This is a genomic window from Promicromonospora kroppenstedtii (genome assembly GCF_044389675.1).
GTDB classification, from domain to species: Bacteria; Actinomycetota; Actinomycetes; order Actinomycetales; family Cellulomonadaceae; genus Promicromonospora; species Promicromonospora kroppenstedtii.
In genome coordinates, this window is sequence record NZ_JBIRYI010000009.1 from 58,156 (window position 1) to 73,845 (window position 15,690).

General features: G+C 70.8%; 18 protein-coding genes and 4 tRNA genes. 8 read left to right on the forward strand and 14 right to left on the reverse strand.

What is annotated here, in order from left to right:
* The first annotated feature begins 79 nt into the window (after positions 1 to 79).
* The 3 genes from ACH47X_RS15455 to purM are packed head-to-tail and all read left to right on the forward strand — an operon-like array spanning position 80 to position 3,132.
* Positions 80 to 379, forward strand: a complete 300-nt coding sequence (locus tag ACH47X_RS15455; protein WP_142032275.1) for a hypothetical protein — start codon at positions 80 to 82, stop codon at positions 377 to 379.
* Positions 380 to 437: 58 nt separating this feature from the next.
* A complete protein-coding gene (purF, locus tag ACH47X_RS15460; protein WP_036962662.1) occupies positions 438 to 1,985 on the forward strand; it encodes an amidophosphoribosyltransferase in 1,548 nt (515 codons plus the stop codon).
* A 37-nt stretch (positions 1,986 to 2,022) separates the two neighbouring features.
* Positions 2,023 to 3,132 (forward strand): phosphoribosylformylglycinamidine cyclo-ligase, encoded by a 1,110-nt coding sequence (gene purM, locus ACH47X_RS15465; protein WP_397405489.1) that lies wholly within the window; start codon positions 2,023 to 2,025, stop codon positions 3,130 to 3,132.
* A 60-nt stretch (positions 3,133 to 3,192) separates the two neighbouring features.
* Here purM and ACH47X_RS15470 read toward each other — a convergent pair whose 3' ends face one another.
* The gene (locus ACH47X_RS15470) at positions 3,193 to 3,405 is read right to left on the reverse strand and encodes a DUF3073 domain-containing protein (protein WP_020015758.1); all 213 of its coding nucleotides are present in this window, start codon (positions 3,403 to 3,405) and stop codon (positions 3,193 to 3,195) included.
* 593 nt (positions 3,406 to 3,998) lie between these two features.
* Here ACH47X_RS15470 and ACH47X_RS15475 point away from each other — a divergent pair.
* Entirely contained in the window at positions 3,999 to 4,208 is a 210-nt protein-coding gene (locus ACH47X_RS15475; protein WP_026365760.1) for a BldC family transcriptional regulator, read from the forward strand.
* Positions 4,209 to 4,272: 64 nt separating this feature from the next.
* Here ACH47X_RS15475 and ACH47X_RS15480 read toward each other — a convergent pair whose 3' ends face one another.
* From ACH47X_RS15480 to ACH47X_RS15510, 7 genes are all read right to left on the reverse strand, one after another.
* Positions 4,273 to 4,596, reverse strand: coding sequence for a DUF3618 domain-containing protein (locus ACH47X_RS15480; protein ID WP_036962667.1), 324 nt, complete (start codon positions 4,594 to 4,596; stop codon positions 4,273 to 4,275).
* On the reverse strand, positions 4,593 to 5,045 hold the full coding sequence (locus tag ACH47X_RS15485; RefSeq protein ID WP_397405490.1) for a phage holin family protein: 453 nt from the start codon (positions 5,043 to 5,045) through the stop codon (positions 4,593 to 4,595). Before ACH47X_RS15485 ends, ACH47X_RS15480 begins: the two co-directional genes overlap by 4 nt.
* Positions 5,046 to 5,371: 326 nt before the next feature.
* On the reverse strand, positions 5,372 to 5,836 hold the full coding sequence (locus ACH47X_RS15490; RefSeq protein WP_397405491.1) for a hypothetical protein: 465 nt from the start codon (positions 5,834 to 5,836) through the stop codon (positions 5,372 to 5,374).
* A gap of 66 nt (positions 5,837 to 5,902) precedes the next feature.
* Complete coding sequence (locus ACH47X_RS15495; protein WP_397405492.1) at positions 5,903 to 6,355, reverse strand: hypothetical protein; 453 nt, start codon at positions 6,353 to 6,355, stop codon at positions 5,903 to 5,905.
* Between the two features lie 183 nt (positions 6,356 to 6,538).
* Positions 6,539 to 6,611 (reverse strand) — tRNA-Phe (locus ACH47X_RS15500).
* Positions 6,612 to 6,662: 51 nt separating this feature from the next.
* Positions 6,663 to 6,736, reverse strand: a tRNA-Asp gene (locus ACH47X_RS15505).
* Between the two features lie 144 nt (positions 6,737 to 6,880).
* Positions 6,881 to 6,953, reverse strand: a tRNA-Glu gene (locus tag ACH47X_RS15510).
* Positions 6,954 to 7,052: 99 nt separating this feature from the next.
* Here ACH47X_RS15510 and ACH47X_RS15515 point away from each other — a divergent pair.
* Positions 7,053 to 7,397, forward strand: coding sequence for a metallopeptidase family protein (locus ACH47X_RS15515; RefSeq protein WP_084468234.1), 345 nt, complete (start codon positions 7,053 to 7,055; stop codon positions 7,395 to 7,397).
* Between the two features lie 143 nt (positions 7,398 to 7,540).
* Here ACH47X_RS15515 and ACH47X_RS15520 read toward each other — a convergent pair whose 3' ends face one another.
* Complete coding sequence (locus tag ACH47X_RS15520; protein WP_397405493.1) at positions 7,541 to 8,950, reverse strand: M15 family metallopeptidase; 1,410 nt, start codon at positions 8,948 to 8,950, stop codon at positions 7,541 to 7,543.
* Positions 8,951 to 9,357: 407 nt separating this feature from the next.
* Between ACH47X_RS15520 and ACH47X_RS15525 the strand changes: the two genes are divergently transcribed.
* Positions 9,358 to 9,969, forward strand: coding sequence for an antibiotic biosynthesis monooxygenase (locus tag ACH47X_RS15525; protein ID WP_397405494.1), 612 nt, complete (start codon positions 9,358 to 9,360; stop codon positions 9,967 to 9,969).
* A gap of 4 nt (positions 9,970 to 9,973) precedes the next feature.
* Here the strand turns inward: ACH47X_RS15525 and ACH47X_RS15530 are convergent, their stop codons facing one another.
* Complete coding sequence (locus ACH47X_RS15530) at positions 9,974 to 10,822, reverse strand: glycerophosphodiester phosphodiesterase (protein WP_397405495.1); 849 nt, start codon at positions 10,820 to 10,822, stop codon at positions 9,974 to 9,976.
* Between the two features lie 187 nt (positions 10,823 to 11,009).
* On the opposite strand from ACH47X_RS15530, the gene ACH47X_RS15535 reads away from it, so the two are divergent.
* Positions 11,010 to 11,498 carry a hypothetical protein gene (locus ACH47X_RS15535; RefSeq protein WP_397405496.1) on the forward strand — a complete coding sequence of 163 codons (489 nt, stop codon included), beginning with the start codon at positions 11,010 to 11,012 and terminating at the stop codon, positions 11,496 to 11,498.
* On the opposite strand, the gene ACH47X_RS15540 is transcribed toward ACH47X_RS15535, so the two are convergent.
* The 3 genes from ACH47X_RS15540 to ACH47X_RS15550 form a co-directional block, all read right to left on the reverse strand.
* Positions 11,473 to 12,879 carry an FAD-binding protein gene (locus ACH47X_RS15540; RefSeq protein ID WP_397405497.1) on the reverse strand — a complete coding sequence of 469 codons (1,407 nt, stop codon included), beginning with the start codon at positions 12,877 to 12,879 and terminating at the stop codon, positions 11,473 to 11,475. The two genes, ACH47X_RS15535 and ACH47X_RS15540, sit on opposite strands and share 26 nt — an antisense overlap.
* Before the next feature lie 205 nt (positions 12,880 to 13,084).
* Positions 13,085 to 13,999, reverse strand: a complete 915-nt coding sequence (locus tag ACH47X_RS15545) for an alpha/beta hydrolase (RefSeq protein ID WP_397405498.1) — start codon at positions 13,997 to 13,999, stop codon at positions 13,085 to 13,087.
* Between the two features lie 65 nt (positions 14,000 to 14,064).
* Positions 14,065 to 14,137 (reverse strand) — tRNA-Lys (locus ACH47X_RS15550).
* Between the two features lie 221 nt (positions 14,138 to 14,358).
* Between ACH47X_RS15550 and ACH47X_RS15555 the strand changes: the two genes are divergently transcribed.
* Entirely contained in the window at positions 14,359 to 14,643 is a 285-nt protein-coding gene (locus ACH47X_RS15555; RefSeq protein WP_020015769.1) for an iron-sulfur cluster biosynthesis family protein, read from the forward strand.
* A gap of 121 nt (positions 14,644 to 14,764) precedes the next feature.
* Here ACH47X_RS15555 and ACH47X_RS15560 read toward each other — a convergent pair whose 3' ends face one another.
* Entirely contained in the window at positions 14,765 to 15,532 is a 768-nt protein-coding gene (locus ACH47X_RS15560) for a M50 family metallopeptidase (RefSeq protein ID WP_397405499.1), read from the reverse strand.
* Positions 15,533 to 15,690 lie beyond the last annotated feature (158 nt).

Sequence of the window (15,690 nt, forward strand, 5' to 3'; positions counted from 1 at the left end):
AGCGCACCCGTGGACGGGTGCGCTGCGGTTCTCCTTCTGCCGTGCCATCTCGGCGCCGGGCGGCGCGTACCCTGGTCGGGTGAGTGAAACCCAGGCATCGCGCGAGTCCTCCGACGACGTGGAGGTGCGTGACGTCGTCGACCCGGCGACCGTGCGCCGTGCCCCGCGCTACAAGGCGTTCTTCCTGACCGGTGCGCTGGTCGGGATCATCCTCGGCCTCGCACTGTCGTTCTACCTGGTCAGCACGCCCTCGGGCACGGCGCTGATGAAGCCCGGCGTCTACGTCACGGTGCTCACCGCCTTCGTCACGACGGTGACCACGCTCCTGGCCGGCCTGTTCGCGGTGATCGCGGACCGCCGGAGCCTGCGCGGGCGCTGACACAGAGGTCACAGAACCGGCTGGCAACTTCGTTCCGGCCGCGTGGGATACTCGGACCATGCCTCTGCGCGGAGATGGCCGACTCAACCACGACCTCATGCCCGGCGAGAAGGGCCCCCAGGACGCATGTGGCGTCTTCGGGGTCTGGGCACCCGGCGAGGAGGTCGCCAAGCTCGCGTACTTCGGTCTGTACGCCCTGCAGCACCGCGGACAGGAGTCCGCGGGCATCGCCACCAGCAACGGTGAGCAGATCCTCGTCTACAAGGACATGGGACTCGTCTCCCAGGTCTTCGACGAGACCGCCCTGAACGCCCTGACCGGACACATCGCCGTCGGGCACTGCCGGTACTCCACCACCGGTGGGGTCACCTGGGAGAACGCCCAGCCGACGCTCGGCGCCACGGCGTCCGGCACGGTGGCCCTCGGCCACAACGGCAACCTGACCAACTCGGCCGAGCTCGTCAACCTCGTCGCGGAGCGCTACGGCGCGCAGCGCCGGGGCGAGCTCGCCCGCGGCAACACCACGGACACGGCCCTGATCACCGCGCTCTTCGCGGGCGACGCCGACCACACGCTCGAGGCCACGGCCCTCGAGGTGCTGCCGCGCCTCCGTGGCGCGTTCTCCCTGGTGTTCATGGACGAGAACACGCTGTACGCGGCCCGGGACCCGCAGGGCGTGCGCCCGCTCGTGCTCGGCCGCCTCGACCGCGGCTGGGTCGTCGCCAGCGAGACGCCGGCCCTCGACATCGTCGGCGCCTCCTACGTGCGCGACGTCGAGCCCGGCGAGCTCATCTGCATCGACGCCGACGGCATGCGCTCGGTGCGGTTCGCCGAGCCGGAGCGGGCCGGCTGCGTCTTCGAGTACGTGTACCTGGCCCGGCCCGACAACACGATCAACGGGCGCTCGGTGCACGCCGCGCGCGTCGAGATGGGCCGCACCCTGGCGCGCGAGCACCCCGTCGAGGCCGACCTCGTGATCCCGACGCCGGAGTCGGGCACCCCGGCCGCCGTCGGCTACGCCGCCGAGTCGGGCATCCCGTTCGGCCAGGGCCTGACCAAGAACGCCTACGTGGGCCGCACGTTCATCCAGCCGTCCGACACGCTGCGGCAGCTCGGCATCCGTCTGAAGCTCAACCCGCTGCGCGAGGTCATCAAGGGCAAGCGCCTGGTGGTCGTGGACGACTCGATCGTGCGCGGCAACACCCAGCGCGCGTTGATCCGCATGCTGCGGGAGGCGGGCGCGGCCGAGGTGCACGTGCGCATCTCGTCGCCGCCGGTCAAGTGGCCCTGCTTCTACGGCATCGACTTCGCGTCGCGGGCCGAGCTCATCGCGAACGGCCTGGGGGTCGAGGAGATCGGCCAGTCGCTCGGCGCCGACAGCCTGGGCTACATCAGCACCGAGGGCATGATCGCCGCGACCGAGCAGCCCAGCTCGCAGCTGTGCGCCGCGTGCTTCACGGGCAAGTACCCGATCGAGCTGCCACCGGACGACCAGCTGGGCAAGCACCTGCTGGAGCAGGCGGAGCTGCCGCTCGGCCAGCCCGAGGACGGCCTCACGAAGCTCACCGTGAGCGCCGGCGGCTCGACCGCGCTCGACCACCCGTGATCCCCACGTACACCACCCGAACGACGCAGGAGCACCAGTGACTTCCGAAGGCCTGACGTACGCCGCCGCAGGCGTGGACACCGAGGCGGGCGACAAGGCCGTCGAGCTCATGAAGGACGCCGTGCGGCGTACACAGGGCCCTGCCGTGCTCGGCGGCTTCGGTGGCTTCGCCGGCCTCTACGACCTGTCGGCGTTCAAGGGATACCGCGCCCCGCTGCTCGCCACGTCGACCGACGGCGTCGGCACCAAGGTCGCGATCGCGCAGGCCATGGACAAGCACGACACCATCGGGTTCGACCTGGTGGGCATGGTCGTGGACGACATCGTGGTGATGGGCGCCAAGCCCCTCTTCATGACCGACTACATCGCCACGGGCAAGGTGGTCCCGGAGCGCATCGCGGACATCGTGCGCGGCATCGCGCAGGCCTGCGAGGTGGCGGACACCGCCCTGGTGGGCGGTGAGACGGCCGAGCACCCGGGCCTCCTCGACCCGGACGAGTACGACGTCGCCGGCGCCGCCACGGGCATCGTGGAGGCCGACAAGGTGCTGGGCCCGGACCGGGTGCAGCACGGCGACGTACTGATCGCGATGGCCTCCAGCGGCCTGCACTCCAACGGGTACTCCCTGGTGCGCGCCGTGATCAAGCAGGCGGGCTGGGCGCTGGACCGGCACGTGGACGAGCTCGGGCGGGCCCTCGGCGAGGAGCTGCTGGAGCCCACGCGCGTGTATGCCTCGGACTGCCTGGCGCTGGCCGCGGACGAGGCGGCGCAGGTCCATGCCTTCACCCATGTCACGGGTGGTGGCCTCGCCGCCAACCTGGCGCGCGTGCTCCCCGCGGGCCTCGTGGCCACGGTCGACCGTGCGTCCTGGGACGTGCCGGCCGTGTTCCAGCTGGTGCGGAGCCTCGGCGGCGTGCCGCGGCGCGACCTGGAGAACACGCTGAACCTGGGTGTCGGCATGGTTGCCGTGGTCGGCGCAGAGGGTGCTGAAGCCGCGCTGGCGCGACTGTCCGCACTCGGAGTGCCGGCATGGACGCTGGGCAGCGTGGAGACCCTGGACACCTCGACGGCGCAGGAGGACCTGGTCGCGGGGACAAAGGGCGTGTCCGGCGGCGCGGTCAGGCTGGTGAACGACTACCGCCCCTGAAGGGGTGGCTGGGCCTGACCGAGGAGCGGACGCGGGGCCGGCGCGAAGGCGCCGGCACCCTCAGCGCTTGTTGTCGTCCTGCTCTGCCCAGTCGGAGTACCTGTTGTCGTACTCCTCGTCCTCCGAGGATTCCCATCGCGACTGCGTCGCAACATCTGTATGGGAGGCTCCGCTGAGCTCCTGCTCGAGGGCGTGATAATTGGTGTCCGGGCTGTAGTACTTCAGCTCGCGAGCAACCTTGGTCTGCTTAGCCTTCTGACGGCCGCGGCCCATGGCTCCGACCCCCCTCAACGTAGGAGCGGGGCGGCACCGTGCATGGACGTGCGGCCCCGTAGCGTTTCGTCTGTCCAGGTTCCAACGTTACATGCTGGTACAGCGTTTCTTCCAGTCCGTGGACGTGATTCGTCCCATCCGTCGCTGTGACATTCCAGTCGTCCGGCTCGACCGGGCGACCCGTTTGTGCCGAGTGTCTGACCATGTCTTGACTTTTACTTGATGTCGCGCAGGTTGGCGCCCTGGCCGGACGGCGTCCGGGGCGCCCTGGTGCGGACCAGCCGCCCCGAGTCCGCCGGCTGCCGATTCCGTCCTTTGCCGACTCCTGGCGGGTGTGCGATCGGCGGCCGGGCACGGCGTCGCGGCGATCGCCAGGCTGTGCAGAGGTGTGGACCAAAAGGTGGTGTCCGTGTGTCGCACGTGTCCGAGACTCGCCCGAAACGGGCGCGCGTGGCGAGTGGCGGAGAAAGTGAGGGAATAAACCCCGTCCCCAAGTCGCCTAAATCCCGTTTGCTGCTAACAATGGTGCAAGAGCGGGTGTCGTCAACCGCCTGGTACGGCCAGGCCGGCACCGTTCCGGAGGAGGTGCGGGGATGTCCATCCACGGAGAATCCGAGGTCCTGCTCACGCCTGCCGAGGTAGCGAGCTTGTTCCGTGTTGACCCCAAGACAGTAACGCGTTGGGCAAAAGCGGGAAAGCTCTCGTCGATCCGGACACTTGGCGGTCACCGCCGCTACAAGGAGTCCGAGGTTCGGGCGCTGCTCGGTGCGGCAGCGGACAGCTCGGGCGACACCGACAACTAGTCGGGCGTCGTTGACGGATTGGTCGGCAGGTAGGACGAAGGCGCGCCGGGTGCTGCCCCCCAGCTCAGCCCCGCGCGCGCCTGAGCACAGCGGTTACGACCACAGCGGTGCCGATGGCCACGAGCCCGATGGCGGCACCGATCACAACCTTGGCGTTGCGGGCCCGGCGCGGATCTGGCGCCGGGCCGTTTTTGTGCCCGAACGAGCCGGTGGCCATCGCTCCGGCGTCGCTCGCGGCCTGCTTGGCCTCCTTGGCGATGCGTGATGCCTGGTAACCCGGGCTGAGCCGGGTCGTCAGCTCGTCGATGGTGGCGGCGAGGTCCGCGCGGGTGCGGAGCACCTCTGCCTCGAGCTCGCTGCTGCTGGGCTGCGGTGTCTCGGTGCTCATCGCTGCATCCCTTCCTTGATCGACGTGATGTCGTCCTTGACCCGCTGCACGCTCTCGGGCGGGGTGGTGGCCTTCTTCAGGAGCTGGGCGCCGACGAGCGCCAGGACGGCCACCACGAGCACCATGAAGCCGCCGATGGCGAGTGCCGACAACCAGAGGGGCCAGACCGTCCCCAGGCCGTATACAGCCGCCAGGAGCAGCACGCCGACGGCGTAGGCGAAGATTAGGAGCGCCACGACGAGCAGCCCGACGCCGATGCCGGACTTCTTGGCCTTCTCGGCCAGCTCGGCCTTGGCGAGCGCGATCTCGGCCCGGACGAGCCGGGAGGCCAGCTCGGAGACCTGCTCGACCAGCTTGCCCAGGGAGGCGGGCCTGTCGGGTCCTGGAGCGCTTGCGGGAGGGATTCCTGCCGGTCCTGTCTGGTCGTCGAACTTCACGTCGTCGATCATCTGCCCTCCCGTGCTGCCGGTTTCGGCCTGCGCCGCTGAAGACAACTCAACAGGCCAAGAGCTCATGGGGCAATTCCTGGCGCGGCGTGGCTTCCAGGAAAAGACATGAAGAGGATCACGCGGCAATGAGAAATTGGTGGAAGGAATTACCTCGGAGGCGACTGGGCGTGGAGTTCGCGACGGCTGGGCAGCGGCATCGGAAGTGGCCTCGCCGAAGAAGGTTCCGGTCGGACCTGGCTGAAGCTGGAAACGCGCACGCGACCCCCGCCCGAAAGGCCGACAGGCGGCCCTTCCGAAGAAGTCCGCCGGCCCCGAGCTCGGAGTGGTCAGAGGCTCGCGGTGATGACGCCCACGCCCACGAACCAGATCGCGTAGGCGGCGGCAGTCACGGCGAGCATCACGCCGCTCTTCGCACCCGTCGAGAGGCGGCTCCCGGCGATCCTGAGGTTGGCGATGATCGCGAGCACTGCGACCAGCGCACCCACCAGCCCTCCGAACGGACCGAGGAAGATCGGCAACATGGCGATGATGCGGACGAAGACGGGGGGAGGTTCGACCGCGGCATAGGTCTCTCCGTTCACCTCGACCGGCGGCACCGAAGCGAACATGGTGGTGCGTCCGAGTGTCGCGATCACGGGGACGCCGTCCGTGCCCTGCAGGGTGAAGGACCGCTTGCCGGCGCTCGGCGCCTTGCTGCCGTCGACGGTCAGGTAGCTGCGCCCCCACCACATGTCGGGGACGAGCTCGACGTGCCCGGTCGTGCCGGGGATGTCGAGGGAGTGAGAAGCCATGAGCGGGAAGCTACCAGGACTGGCATGCCGACCGGTTCGCCTGGCACGGTGCGGGTTCGGCGCCGGTCACCCTCCAGCCATCCCCCTCAGGATCGCGACCAGCCCGGCGAAGACCACGCCGAGTACTCCGAGGACGACCAGGCCGGGCACTACCCAGGCGGCAATGATGAAGAAGGCCCGCCCCTCCCGTGGCTGCGGGCTCAGCCCCATCGAACCGTCGTCGCTGAACTGGTGGTACGGCGGCGCATAGAAGACCTCGAGGGTCTGGCCCGGTACGACGTCGATCTCCAGGCTGGCATGCCCGTATCTGCGCAGCCATTGGGAGTGCGCCCGGAGGTGATGGCGTCCGGACATGATCGGGATCTGCCGAGTGCCCGTGACCGGCACCGGTGCGAGATGGCCATCGATGGTGAGCGTGGGCGCGATCAGGTTCGACGTCATCATGCTGCCCTGGACCGTGAAGCTCAGGACGGCATCAGGAGCGAACACAGGCATCGGGGGCGAGGTCGGCTGGCTCACCCGGCGAGCGTAGTGACGCCGCTTCGTCTGCGACAGGCTCGCTCGGCGATCTCACCCGTTCTGATCTGGTCGGGATCCCAATGGCGCTGTTCGCTCACTGCTGGGCCAACCGCTCACGCCGGCCGAGGGGTCGGTGCAAATGAAGAACCCCCGGACCGTAATGGTTCCGGGGGTTTTTCGCTGTGGCTCCGACCGGCGTCGATCCGGTGACCTTTCGATTTTCAGTCGAACGCTCTACCAACTGAGCTACAGAGCCCTAGCGCGAACGCCCGGATAGTCGAGACCGACAATCCGGGCGCCTCTCGCGCGACCCTGACGGGACTTGAACCCGCGACCTCCGCCGTGACAGGGCGGCGCGCTAACCAACTGCGCTACAGGGCCATGGTCGCTACCCGCGACCGGGGGGCTCGTTTCGAACCGTGAGTACCCTAACCCACCCTGGGCCAGAACCTGAAATCAGATCCGGACCTCGCTGGGATGACCTGCCTCACAGCGGTCGAAACCTGGCTCGAGCGAGCCCTTTCGTACCCCCAACGGGATTCGAACCCGTGCTACCGCCGTGAAAGGGCGGGGTCCTAGGCCGCTAGACGATGGGGGCCAAGACCGGGCAAGTCTACAGGCGCTCGACCCCCTTCCCGCACGTCGAGGCCGAGACCTGGACGAGTCGCCGGTCGGGGATGATGGGTGCGTGGTGGAGATGACGCGGGAGGACTTCGAGACGGCCGTCAGCGAGGGGCTGGACCTCGTCCCGCCCGACCTCGCGGCGCAGATGGACAACGTGGTGGTGCTCGTCGAGGACGACGCGCCCGCGGACGATCCCGAGCTGCTGGGCCTCTACGAGGGGGTACCGCTGACGGAGCGCGACCACATGTGGGCCGCGGGTGCTCTGCCCGACCGCATCACGATCTTCCGGAACCCCACCCTCGCGATCTGCGAGACGCGCGAGGACGTCGTGGAGGAGGTGGCCGTCACCGTCGTGCACGAGATCGCCCATCACTTCGGGATCGACGACGCGCGGCTGCACGAGCTCGGCTGGGACTGAACGCCCGGGACCGAACGTCCCGGGACCGAACGTCCTGGGACCGAACGTCCAGGAGACCGACGAGCCCCGGGTCACGAAGCGAGGCTTCGTGACCCGGGGCTCGTGGTCGGGCCGCCCGGACAGGCCGGGCACGGGCGTGCGGCTCAGTACTTCGTGCCGTACTCCCAGTGCCAGGCCTCAGGCTTGCTGCCGCCGGCCTGTGCCCAGCCCGGGTGCTTCCAGCCGAACTTGCCGGCGTTGGCCTGCATCCAGCGGAACTCGGCGCTGCCGAACGACTGGATGCCGCCGGACAGGTCCACGGCCTGGCCCAGGCCGTGGTTCGACGTGCCGGGCACCGCGGCCAGGGCGCCGCGGGAGGCGGCGACCGCCACCTGCTCCGTGTAGGACCGGTAGCCGTCGGTCAGCTTCAGGTTCCGGCCGAACTTGCCGCGGAACGCCTGGTTGAGATCCTCGAGCGCCACTGCGGCGTCGCACCGCAGCTGCTCGCCCTTGGCGAAGCTGACCCCGCAGAGCACGCTCGACGGGATACGACCGTTGCCGTAGTTCTTCGCGGCCTTGGCCATCTGCTTGGCACGCGCCGCAGCCTTCTCCCGAGCCTCTTCAGCCTTGCGCTCGGCCCGGCGCTCGGCGCGGGCCTCACGCCGTTCCTCGGCGGCCTTCTTCGCGGCGGCGATCTCCTCGGGCGTGGGGCCCGGCTTGACCGACACGACGGCGTCGCCGTCAGTCTCGGTGATGAGCCGCTGGAGCGACGTCGTCACCTTCTCGATCCGGTCGGCCGACGGCGTTGCCGCGGCGTTCTCCGCGGCGGCCTCGGCGTCGGCGGACTTCTCCGCCTGCTCCGACTCCTGCGCCGCCGCGGTGCTCACGACCGAGTCGGCGAGCGGGGTGGCGAGGATGGGCAGGCTCTCGGTCTGCTGCCCGCCGAGCGGGGTGACGCCCGCGGCCGTGACGGCCAGGTTCGTCGGATCGGTGGCGTCCGCCGCGGGGTCGCGGGCGGCGTCATCGGTGGTGGCGCTCCCGGCCGAGGCCGAGGCGTCGGCCGCACGGTCGGCGAGCGACACTCGCTCGGTGCTCCGGGAGGCTGCCGTGTTCTGCCGCAGTGCCGTCGGAGTGACGGCGGCGTCGCGGGCCTGGCTCACCATGCCCCTGAGCTCCCGGGTCGCGGCCCGGAGCTTCCGGCGCTCCTTGGAGTTGAGGTCGCCCTCCTGGGTGACGTAGTCGGCGTCCGTCAGGACGGCGTCCGCCTTCTCTGAGGCCGACCGCACCTCCGGGTCGGTGACGACCGCGCTGGTGATGGCGACGGGCTGGGTGGTCGGCTGGGCGACCTTCTCGGCGGCCGACGCCACGGCGTCGCCGTCGTTACCGGTGAAGCTGACTGCGGCCGTGGTGGTCAGGGCCACCGTGGTGAGTGCCGCCGCGACCGCGAAGGACGAGCGGCGCACCATCCGGCTGGATCGTGCGGTGTGCCCCGCGGCCGGGACGGCGGCGTGGGCACCCTGTGCGCCCGGGCGCCGCGTGCGGCGGGGGACGAGGGCGTGGTCTCCGTGCCTCAAGGGCGCTCCATGGGCTCGGGGGCAGGGGCAAGGCACGCGGTGTGCGCGACGGGGTTCGGCGTCTGGGGCACGCGGGCTTCCGTTCTGCGGCGGGGCACGGCGACACCGTGAGGGGAGATCCCCTCTGGGGGACGGTGAAGGATGCTCCGGCTGCTGTCTGGCCACGGCGCGTGTCAGGGCACGGGTCATGGCAGTTGCCGCGAAGAACCCGGCTCGAAGGCCCAGGGGGGAGTTCTTCGCGGCAACGTTTTAATGTTGAACGACCGTCCACGAGTTGCGTAACCCCCCGACCGGAGGTATGGGTCACAAATACCGCGCAGGGACGGTGGCCGAGCCGTGAAGGCGGGACAACCTGGGGTGCGCGCGCTCACATTGATGGGTCCGAGGCCATGTATCAGACTTCGGGCATGGCCCATCACGATCAGGCCGCGAACGGATCCGTGCCCACCCCCGCCGGACAACCCGTGACCGTGTCCATCCATCGCATCGTCCACCCCGAGCACGTCCCCGAGGTCACCCGCTGGGTGCAGTCTGGCGTCAACCTCGCCAACCGCTGGGACGGGTTCCTCGGCTCGGGCTGGATCCGCGCCGCCGAGGGATCCCGCGACTGGCACATGCTCTACCGGTTCGCCGACGCCGAGCGGCTCGCCGCCTGGGAGCAGTCGGCCGAGCGGCGGGACTGGCTCGCGCAGGGCACCGGCCTCGTCGAGGAGCTGCGCTACCAGCAGCGCACGGGCATCGAGGGCTGGTTCGAGGACCCGACGCGGGTGGACGAGCCGGCCGACGTCGCCGCCGTCGTCGTGCCGCCTCGCTGGAAGCAGGCCATCAGCATCTGGCTCGGGTTCTTCCCGGTGAACCTGTTGTTCACCGCCCTGTTCACCTACCTGGTGCCGGGCTGGGGCGACGTACCCCTGGCGCTCAAGGTGTTGGTCTCGACCCTGATCCTCACGCCGATCATGGCCTACTGGGTGCTGCCCTGGGTGACCCGCCGCCTGCACGGCTGGTTGCACCGCTCCTGACGGGCTACGCCCGGCCCACGACCAGTCGTCGGGCCGGGGCAGGTCGCCGTCCGCGCAGGCGGATGCCGCCCCTGCCGGGCACGGGCAGGGCCGCGGCCTGACCGACGCGGCCCGCGAGCCACCCCGTCAGGCGCTCGGGCCGGTCGGTGATGATGCCGTCCACGCCGACGCCGGAGTCGGCGGTCACCAGCGTGGTCCACGCCGCCGGGTCGTTCGCCGTCCACGACATGACCCGCAGGCCTGCGGCGTGCAGCCGGGACACCATGCGGGGGCTGCCCGCGATCGTGGCCACCGACGGGTTGCAGGCGACCACGCCGAGGCGCTCGCAGAGGCGCAGCAGCCCGGGCGGGTCGAACGACACGAGCAGGCCGCCCGGCAGGTGGGGTGCGACGTCGCGCACCGTGGCCACCGTGCCCGGCCAGAAGCTCTGGACCAGGACCCGGTCGTCGAAGCCGGCGGCGTCGACGGTCGCCACCACCCGCTCGACCTGCTCGGCGTCCCATGCGCCTTTCAGCTCCAGCAGCAGGTCCGTCCCGGGGTGCCGGGCCAGCACGGCGAGCACCTCGTCGAGCGTGGGGACGTGCTGTCCCGAGAAGGCCGGCGAGAAGTGCGCCCCGGCGTCGAGCCCGAGCACCTCCTGCGCGGTGAGGGCGGAGACCTTGCCGGTCCCGTCGGTGGTGGCGTCGACGGTCTCGTCGTGGATCACGGCGCCGACGCCGTCGGCGGTGGGCTGAAGGTCGATCTCGACGTAGTCCACGCCCGCGTGGCAGGCGGCCTCGATGGCGGCGAGAGTGTTCTGCGGTGCCACCGCGGAGTACCCACGGTGGGCGACGACTGCGGGACGAGCGGCCATGCTGACCTCCGGATCTGCGGCTCTGCTCGCCACGTTAGCCGCTCACGGGGGCCTCCCCGGCGCCTCGGTGCGAATTCGAGGAGAGTTCCAGGACCGTTCACCACCCGGCCCCGGGGGCGCCGTGTCGGCCACCCGTGCGAAACCCGCCGGATGCAGATTCTCAGGGGCAGGTGGTTACATGTGCGCCATGGTTCGACCTGCACCGCGCGCGACCCGCGCCCGCGGGGCGCTCGCCGCCGCGGCGCTCCTCCTCGTAGTCCTTTCCGGCTGCTCTGCCGGCGGCGAGGACCCGGCGGCCGACGGCGGGACGGGCGGGACGCCGTCGGGCGGCGCGACCGCGACCGCGGACGACCGGGACGCGCCCCTCGACGCGAACGAGGCGTGCGCCGCCATGTACGTCAAGGGTGACAAGACGCTCGAGGAGCGCATCGGCACCGCGCTCGTCGGGGCGAGCGACGGGCTGGACGCCGCCGCGGCTGATCAGATGCACGCGATCGCGGTGGAGCTCGGACGCCTGGAGTCCCGTGTGCCCGAGGAGTTCCAGGGCCCGGTGCAGAAGGTACGGGTCCCGTTCCTGCAGCTGCAGAAGTCCCTCGACGACGGCACCCAGGAGCAGATCGAGCTCGACGTCGCCTCGACGGTCGAGGGGCTCAAGGAGTACCAGGCGCTCTGCTGAGCGGCTCGAAGATGCCCTGCCCCGGCGTCAGGACGCCGCGCGGGTCGAAGCGGCCCTTGGCGCGCAGCACCGCCGGCCAGCGGTCCCCGTAGTGGGTGCGCCAGCCGGCAGGCGTCAGGCGCAGGGCGTTGACCGGATACTGCGTGCCCCCGGCGGCGAGCACCCGGGCGTAGAGCGCGTCGTTGTCGGCGATCAGACGCTCGGCCTCGGCGTCGTCGGGCGGGCTCACCGCGCGCAGCAGCGCGAGCAGGAAGAACACCTCGCCGGCCGGGACCCGCACCTGGGGCCGGGTGATGAGGGAGCTCCGCGCCGGGTAGAGCAGGGCGACGCCGCCGGCGTCGGCCGGAGTGAGCGTGGTGAGGAGCTCCGTGACGATCTCGTCGGTGGCGGCGTCCGGGAGGAAGGCGTTGAGCCACGGCCCGGGCAGGCGGAGCGCCTCGATCTGCTCCACCGTCTCGTAGATCCGGTTCAGCCATTCGAAGTACGGCACGTCCACGACGTCGACGCCGGTGGGCTCGATGCCGGCCAGCACCGCCTCGTCGTCGGGCGGCTGGGCCGTGTACCAGGAGCCACCCTCCAGGACGAAGGCGAAGTCGTCGTCGTCCGTCGGGACGAGCTGGCCCTCCAGGTAGTCGAAGCGGCCGTCGGCCAGCGCGGTCCGCTGGGCCGCGGTCAGGTCGGTCACGCGGGGGTAGGTCAGCGTGTAGACCCGCGCCATGGTGGGCGCGGGCACCAGCCGAACCGTCGCGCGCACGATGATCGCGAACTGGCCCAGCCCGCCGAGCACGGCCTCGAACAGCTCGGGCTCGTGGTCCGCGGAGCAGGTGACCAGCCGGCCGTCGCCCGTGACCACCTGGAGCTCGAGCGTGTTGTCGACGAGCATCCCGTGGTGCTGGGAGGCGCCGCCGATGCCGCCGACGCAGAGCGTCCCTCCCACGGAGAGGCCCAGATAGTCCGTGCTCACCGGGGGTGCGATGCCGTCCTTGAGCGTTATACGTACCAGGTCGAGCCACTGGACGCCCGCGTCCACGACGGCGTGGCCGGGCGTGATCTCGTGGACGGTGGCGAGGGTGCGCGAGTCGATCACGACGCCGGACTCGGCCTGCGCCTGGCCGAACGTCGAGTGGCCCTGACCGCGCACGGCAACGACGATCCCGTGCTCGTTGGCGAACCGCACGAGGGTCACGACGTCGGCGACCGATCCGGGGCGCAGGACCGCGCGGGGGCGGTCGTGAACCAGGTGCCCGTAGTCGGTGGCCGCCTCGGTGAGGGCGTCCTCGTCGGTGACGAGCTCGCCGTCGAGATGGGGGAGCTGAATCGCGGTGGAGTTCTCCGGGAGGCTGCTCAGCCACCGGGAGTCGGCCGGGTCGAATGCGACCACGGCGGCGCCTGCCAGAAATGTGCGACGGTCTAGCTGTGCCATGTGGGCCCCTCGGCGTTCGGGTGGGCGACTACGGTACAGGCCAGACTATGTGCGGCGTAAGAGTCTTCTGTGGAGGTGCGCGGGCGACCTTTTTCGCGTGGCGGAGGCAGAATGCGGGAAAAAACTGCCGCGCGAGGCCGCTCAGGGCGACGGGCCTGGCTGCCTAGCGCGGACCGAGGAACCCCTCGAGCCAGGAGTCGATGTCGTCGAGCGCGGCCTGTGCCATGGGGGTCGGGTGCCCCGTGAACGCATGCGGGGCGTCCGGGTAGAGGCGGAGGTCGACGTCGACGCCGGCCGCCGAGAGGCGCGCTGCCATGGCGAGGTTGTCCGCCAGCAGGATGTCCGCCTCACCGACGATCATGAGGACCGGCGGCAGGCCGGCCAGGTCGGCGTAGACCGGCGAGAGGTCCGGGACAGTGCGGTCCGGGGCATCGCCGGCGTACGCCGCGATGAAGAACTCGTCGGCGATGAGGCGACCGGCCGGGGTCCGCGCGCTGAGGTCGTAGGTCCCGAACTGGAGCACGGCCGCGTCGACGGCGGTCACTCCCCGGTCCCGGAGGCGCAGGAGCGTGGTCACCGCGAGCGTGGAGCCGGCGGAGAACCCGCCGATCGCGAACCTGCTGGTCCGAAAGCGCTCCGCCAGGTGCTCGGCGATCCAGAGCGCGGCGGTCTCGCAGTCGTCCGGGGCCGCGGGCCACGGGTGCTCCGGGGCCAGGCGGTAGTCGACGCCGACCACGGTGACACCGAGCGCGTCGGCGAGCCTCCGGTTGCGGACGTCGTCGCCGGCCGCCGTGCCCATGTAGAACCCGCCGCCGTGGAGCTGGAGGACGACACCGGAGCTCGGCGCGCCGACCGGCTCGTGGATCCGCACGGGGACGCTGCGCCCACCGGCGCTCGCGATCTCCTCGGCCGCCGGCGGATCCGCCGGGGTGGGGCCGCTGAGCCGCGCCCGGACGGCGAGGAGCTCTTCCACGTTCGCCGGGCCCCGTCCGGCCGGGCGGTTCGCGTAGAACTCGCTGGTCGGCTCGACGAGGGGCAGGAGCCGGGGATCGATCAGGTGGGCGCGTCCGAGGTTCATCGCGGCCCAACGTACGACCGGGCCGGGGTGTCCTGCCAGGACAAAAAGAAGGCATGAGGAGACGGTGGGCCCCCCGGGGATCGAACCCGGAACCCGCGGATTAAAAGTCCGCTGCTCTGCCAGTTGAGCTAGAGGCCCGCGTGCCCGGCATGCGGGCGGCGCGAGACGAAAGCCTACCGGTCAGCTCCCGGATGCTGGTGCGGCCCTCCGCGCGGGGCACCCTAGGGCCTGTGGCGGCGCCTGTCATCCGCTGTCCCAGCCAGTGGGAGATATCGGGTTAAATGCGTCTCACGCTTGCGGTGAGCGGGAGGGCTTGGTTCGGTGGACGGGACCACGAGAACCAATGTGAGGAGCTCATCGTGCTCACCGTGACTGACAACGCTCGTACCGCCGTCCAGGACCTCGCTCAGCAGGCCGGAGTGCCGGTCGAGGGTGGTCTGCGTATCGCGCAGGCGGCCGACCAGCCGGGGAACTTCGAGCTCGCGCTGGTTCCGGCCCCGCAGCCCGACGACCAGGTCGTCGACGCCTCGGGTTCCACCAACGTGTTCGTCGAGGCGCAGGCAGCACCTGCTCTGGAGACGCTGACCCTGGACGCGGACCCGCGCGCCGAGGGTCCGGGATTCGTGCTCACGCCGACGGCGTGACCTTCCGGCGCCCGTCCGTCGGGCGTCGAACCGCGAAGGCCCCCGGGGCCACCTGCCAGGTGGCCTTCCGGGGGCCTTCGTCGTGCGCAGCGGCGTCAGGCGGTTCGGCGCGGGGTACCCCTCAGAGCGCCACCCCGAGGATCCACGAGCCGCCCAGCACCAGGGCGCCGAGGGTCACAAGGAGGAAGAGCATCACCCAGAGCAGGCCGCCCACGCCGGTCAGCCGCGCGAGCATGTCGGCGTCCGAGGTCCGGGCCTGGCCGCGCGACCGCTGGACCTGCAGCTCGAACACCGGCCGTACCGCCCCGAGCAACAGGAACCAGGTGACGGCGTAGGCGACGGCGCTCTGCACCTCGGGCGCCAGGAACCACGTGACGAAAACGAGGGCCGTACCGCTCACGAGGATCGACCAGAGGCCGAACCAGTTGCGGATCTGCAGGAGCAGCAGCGCGAGCAGGGCCACGAGCAGCCACAGCAGGCCCACGGCGTAGCCGAGCTTGAGCAGCCAGGCGGCGCCGAGACCGATGAGGCCCGGGCCCACGTAGCCCGCGAACGCCGTGATGACCATGCCCGGGCCGCGCGGCTTCCCACGCGACACGGTCAGGCCCGAGGTGTCGGAGTGCAGCCGGATGCCCTCGAGCTTGCGGCCGGTCAGCAGGGCGCCCAGGCCGTGCGACGCCTCGTGCGCGATGGTGATCACGTGCCGCGCCATGTGCCACAGGGGCCGGAAGAGCACGACGACGAGGGCGACCGCCGCCATGGCCAGCACCATGAGGTTTGACGGCGGGTCGACCGGGGTGACCGCGTTGGTCCAGATTGTGCCGATCACGTCGCCGATGGCGGCGAACGGTCCGGCGGAGCTGGTCGCTGCGGAATCCATGCGCCACATAGAACCACACCGGACGTGACGTGCGCCGCAGCCACCTGCTCCCGAACGTGCGAGAATGTACGGTCGTGGGCGGCACAGGCTGCCCGACGTCGTGGCCCCGGCCCGGGTGAGCAACTCTCCCGCCGGTGTGAGCACGGCGGACCACCGGCGCGAGACGC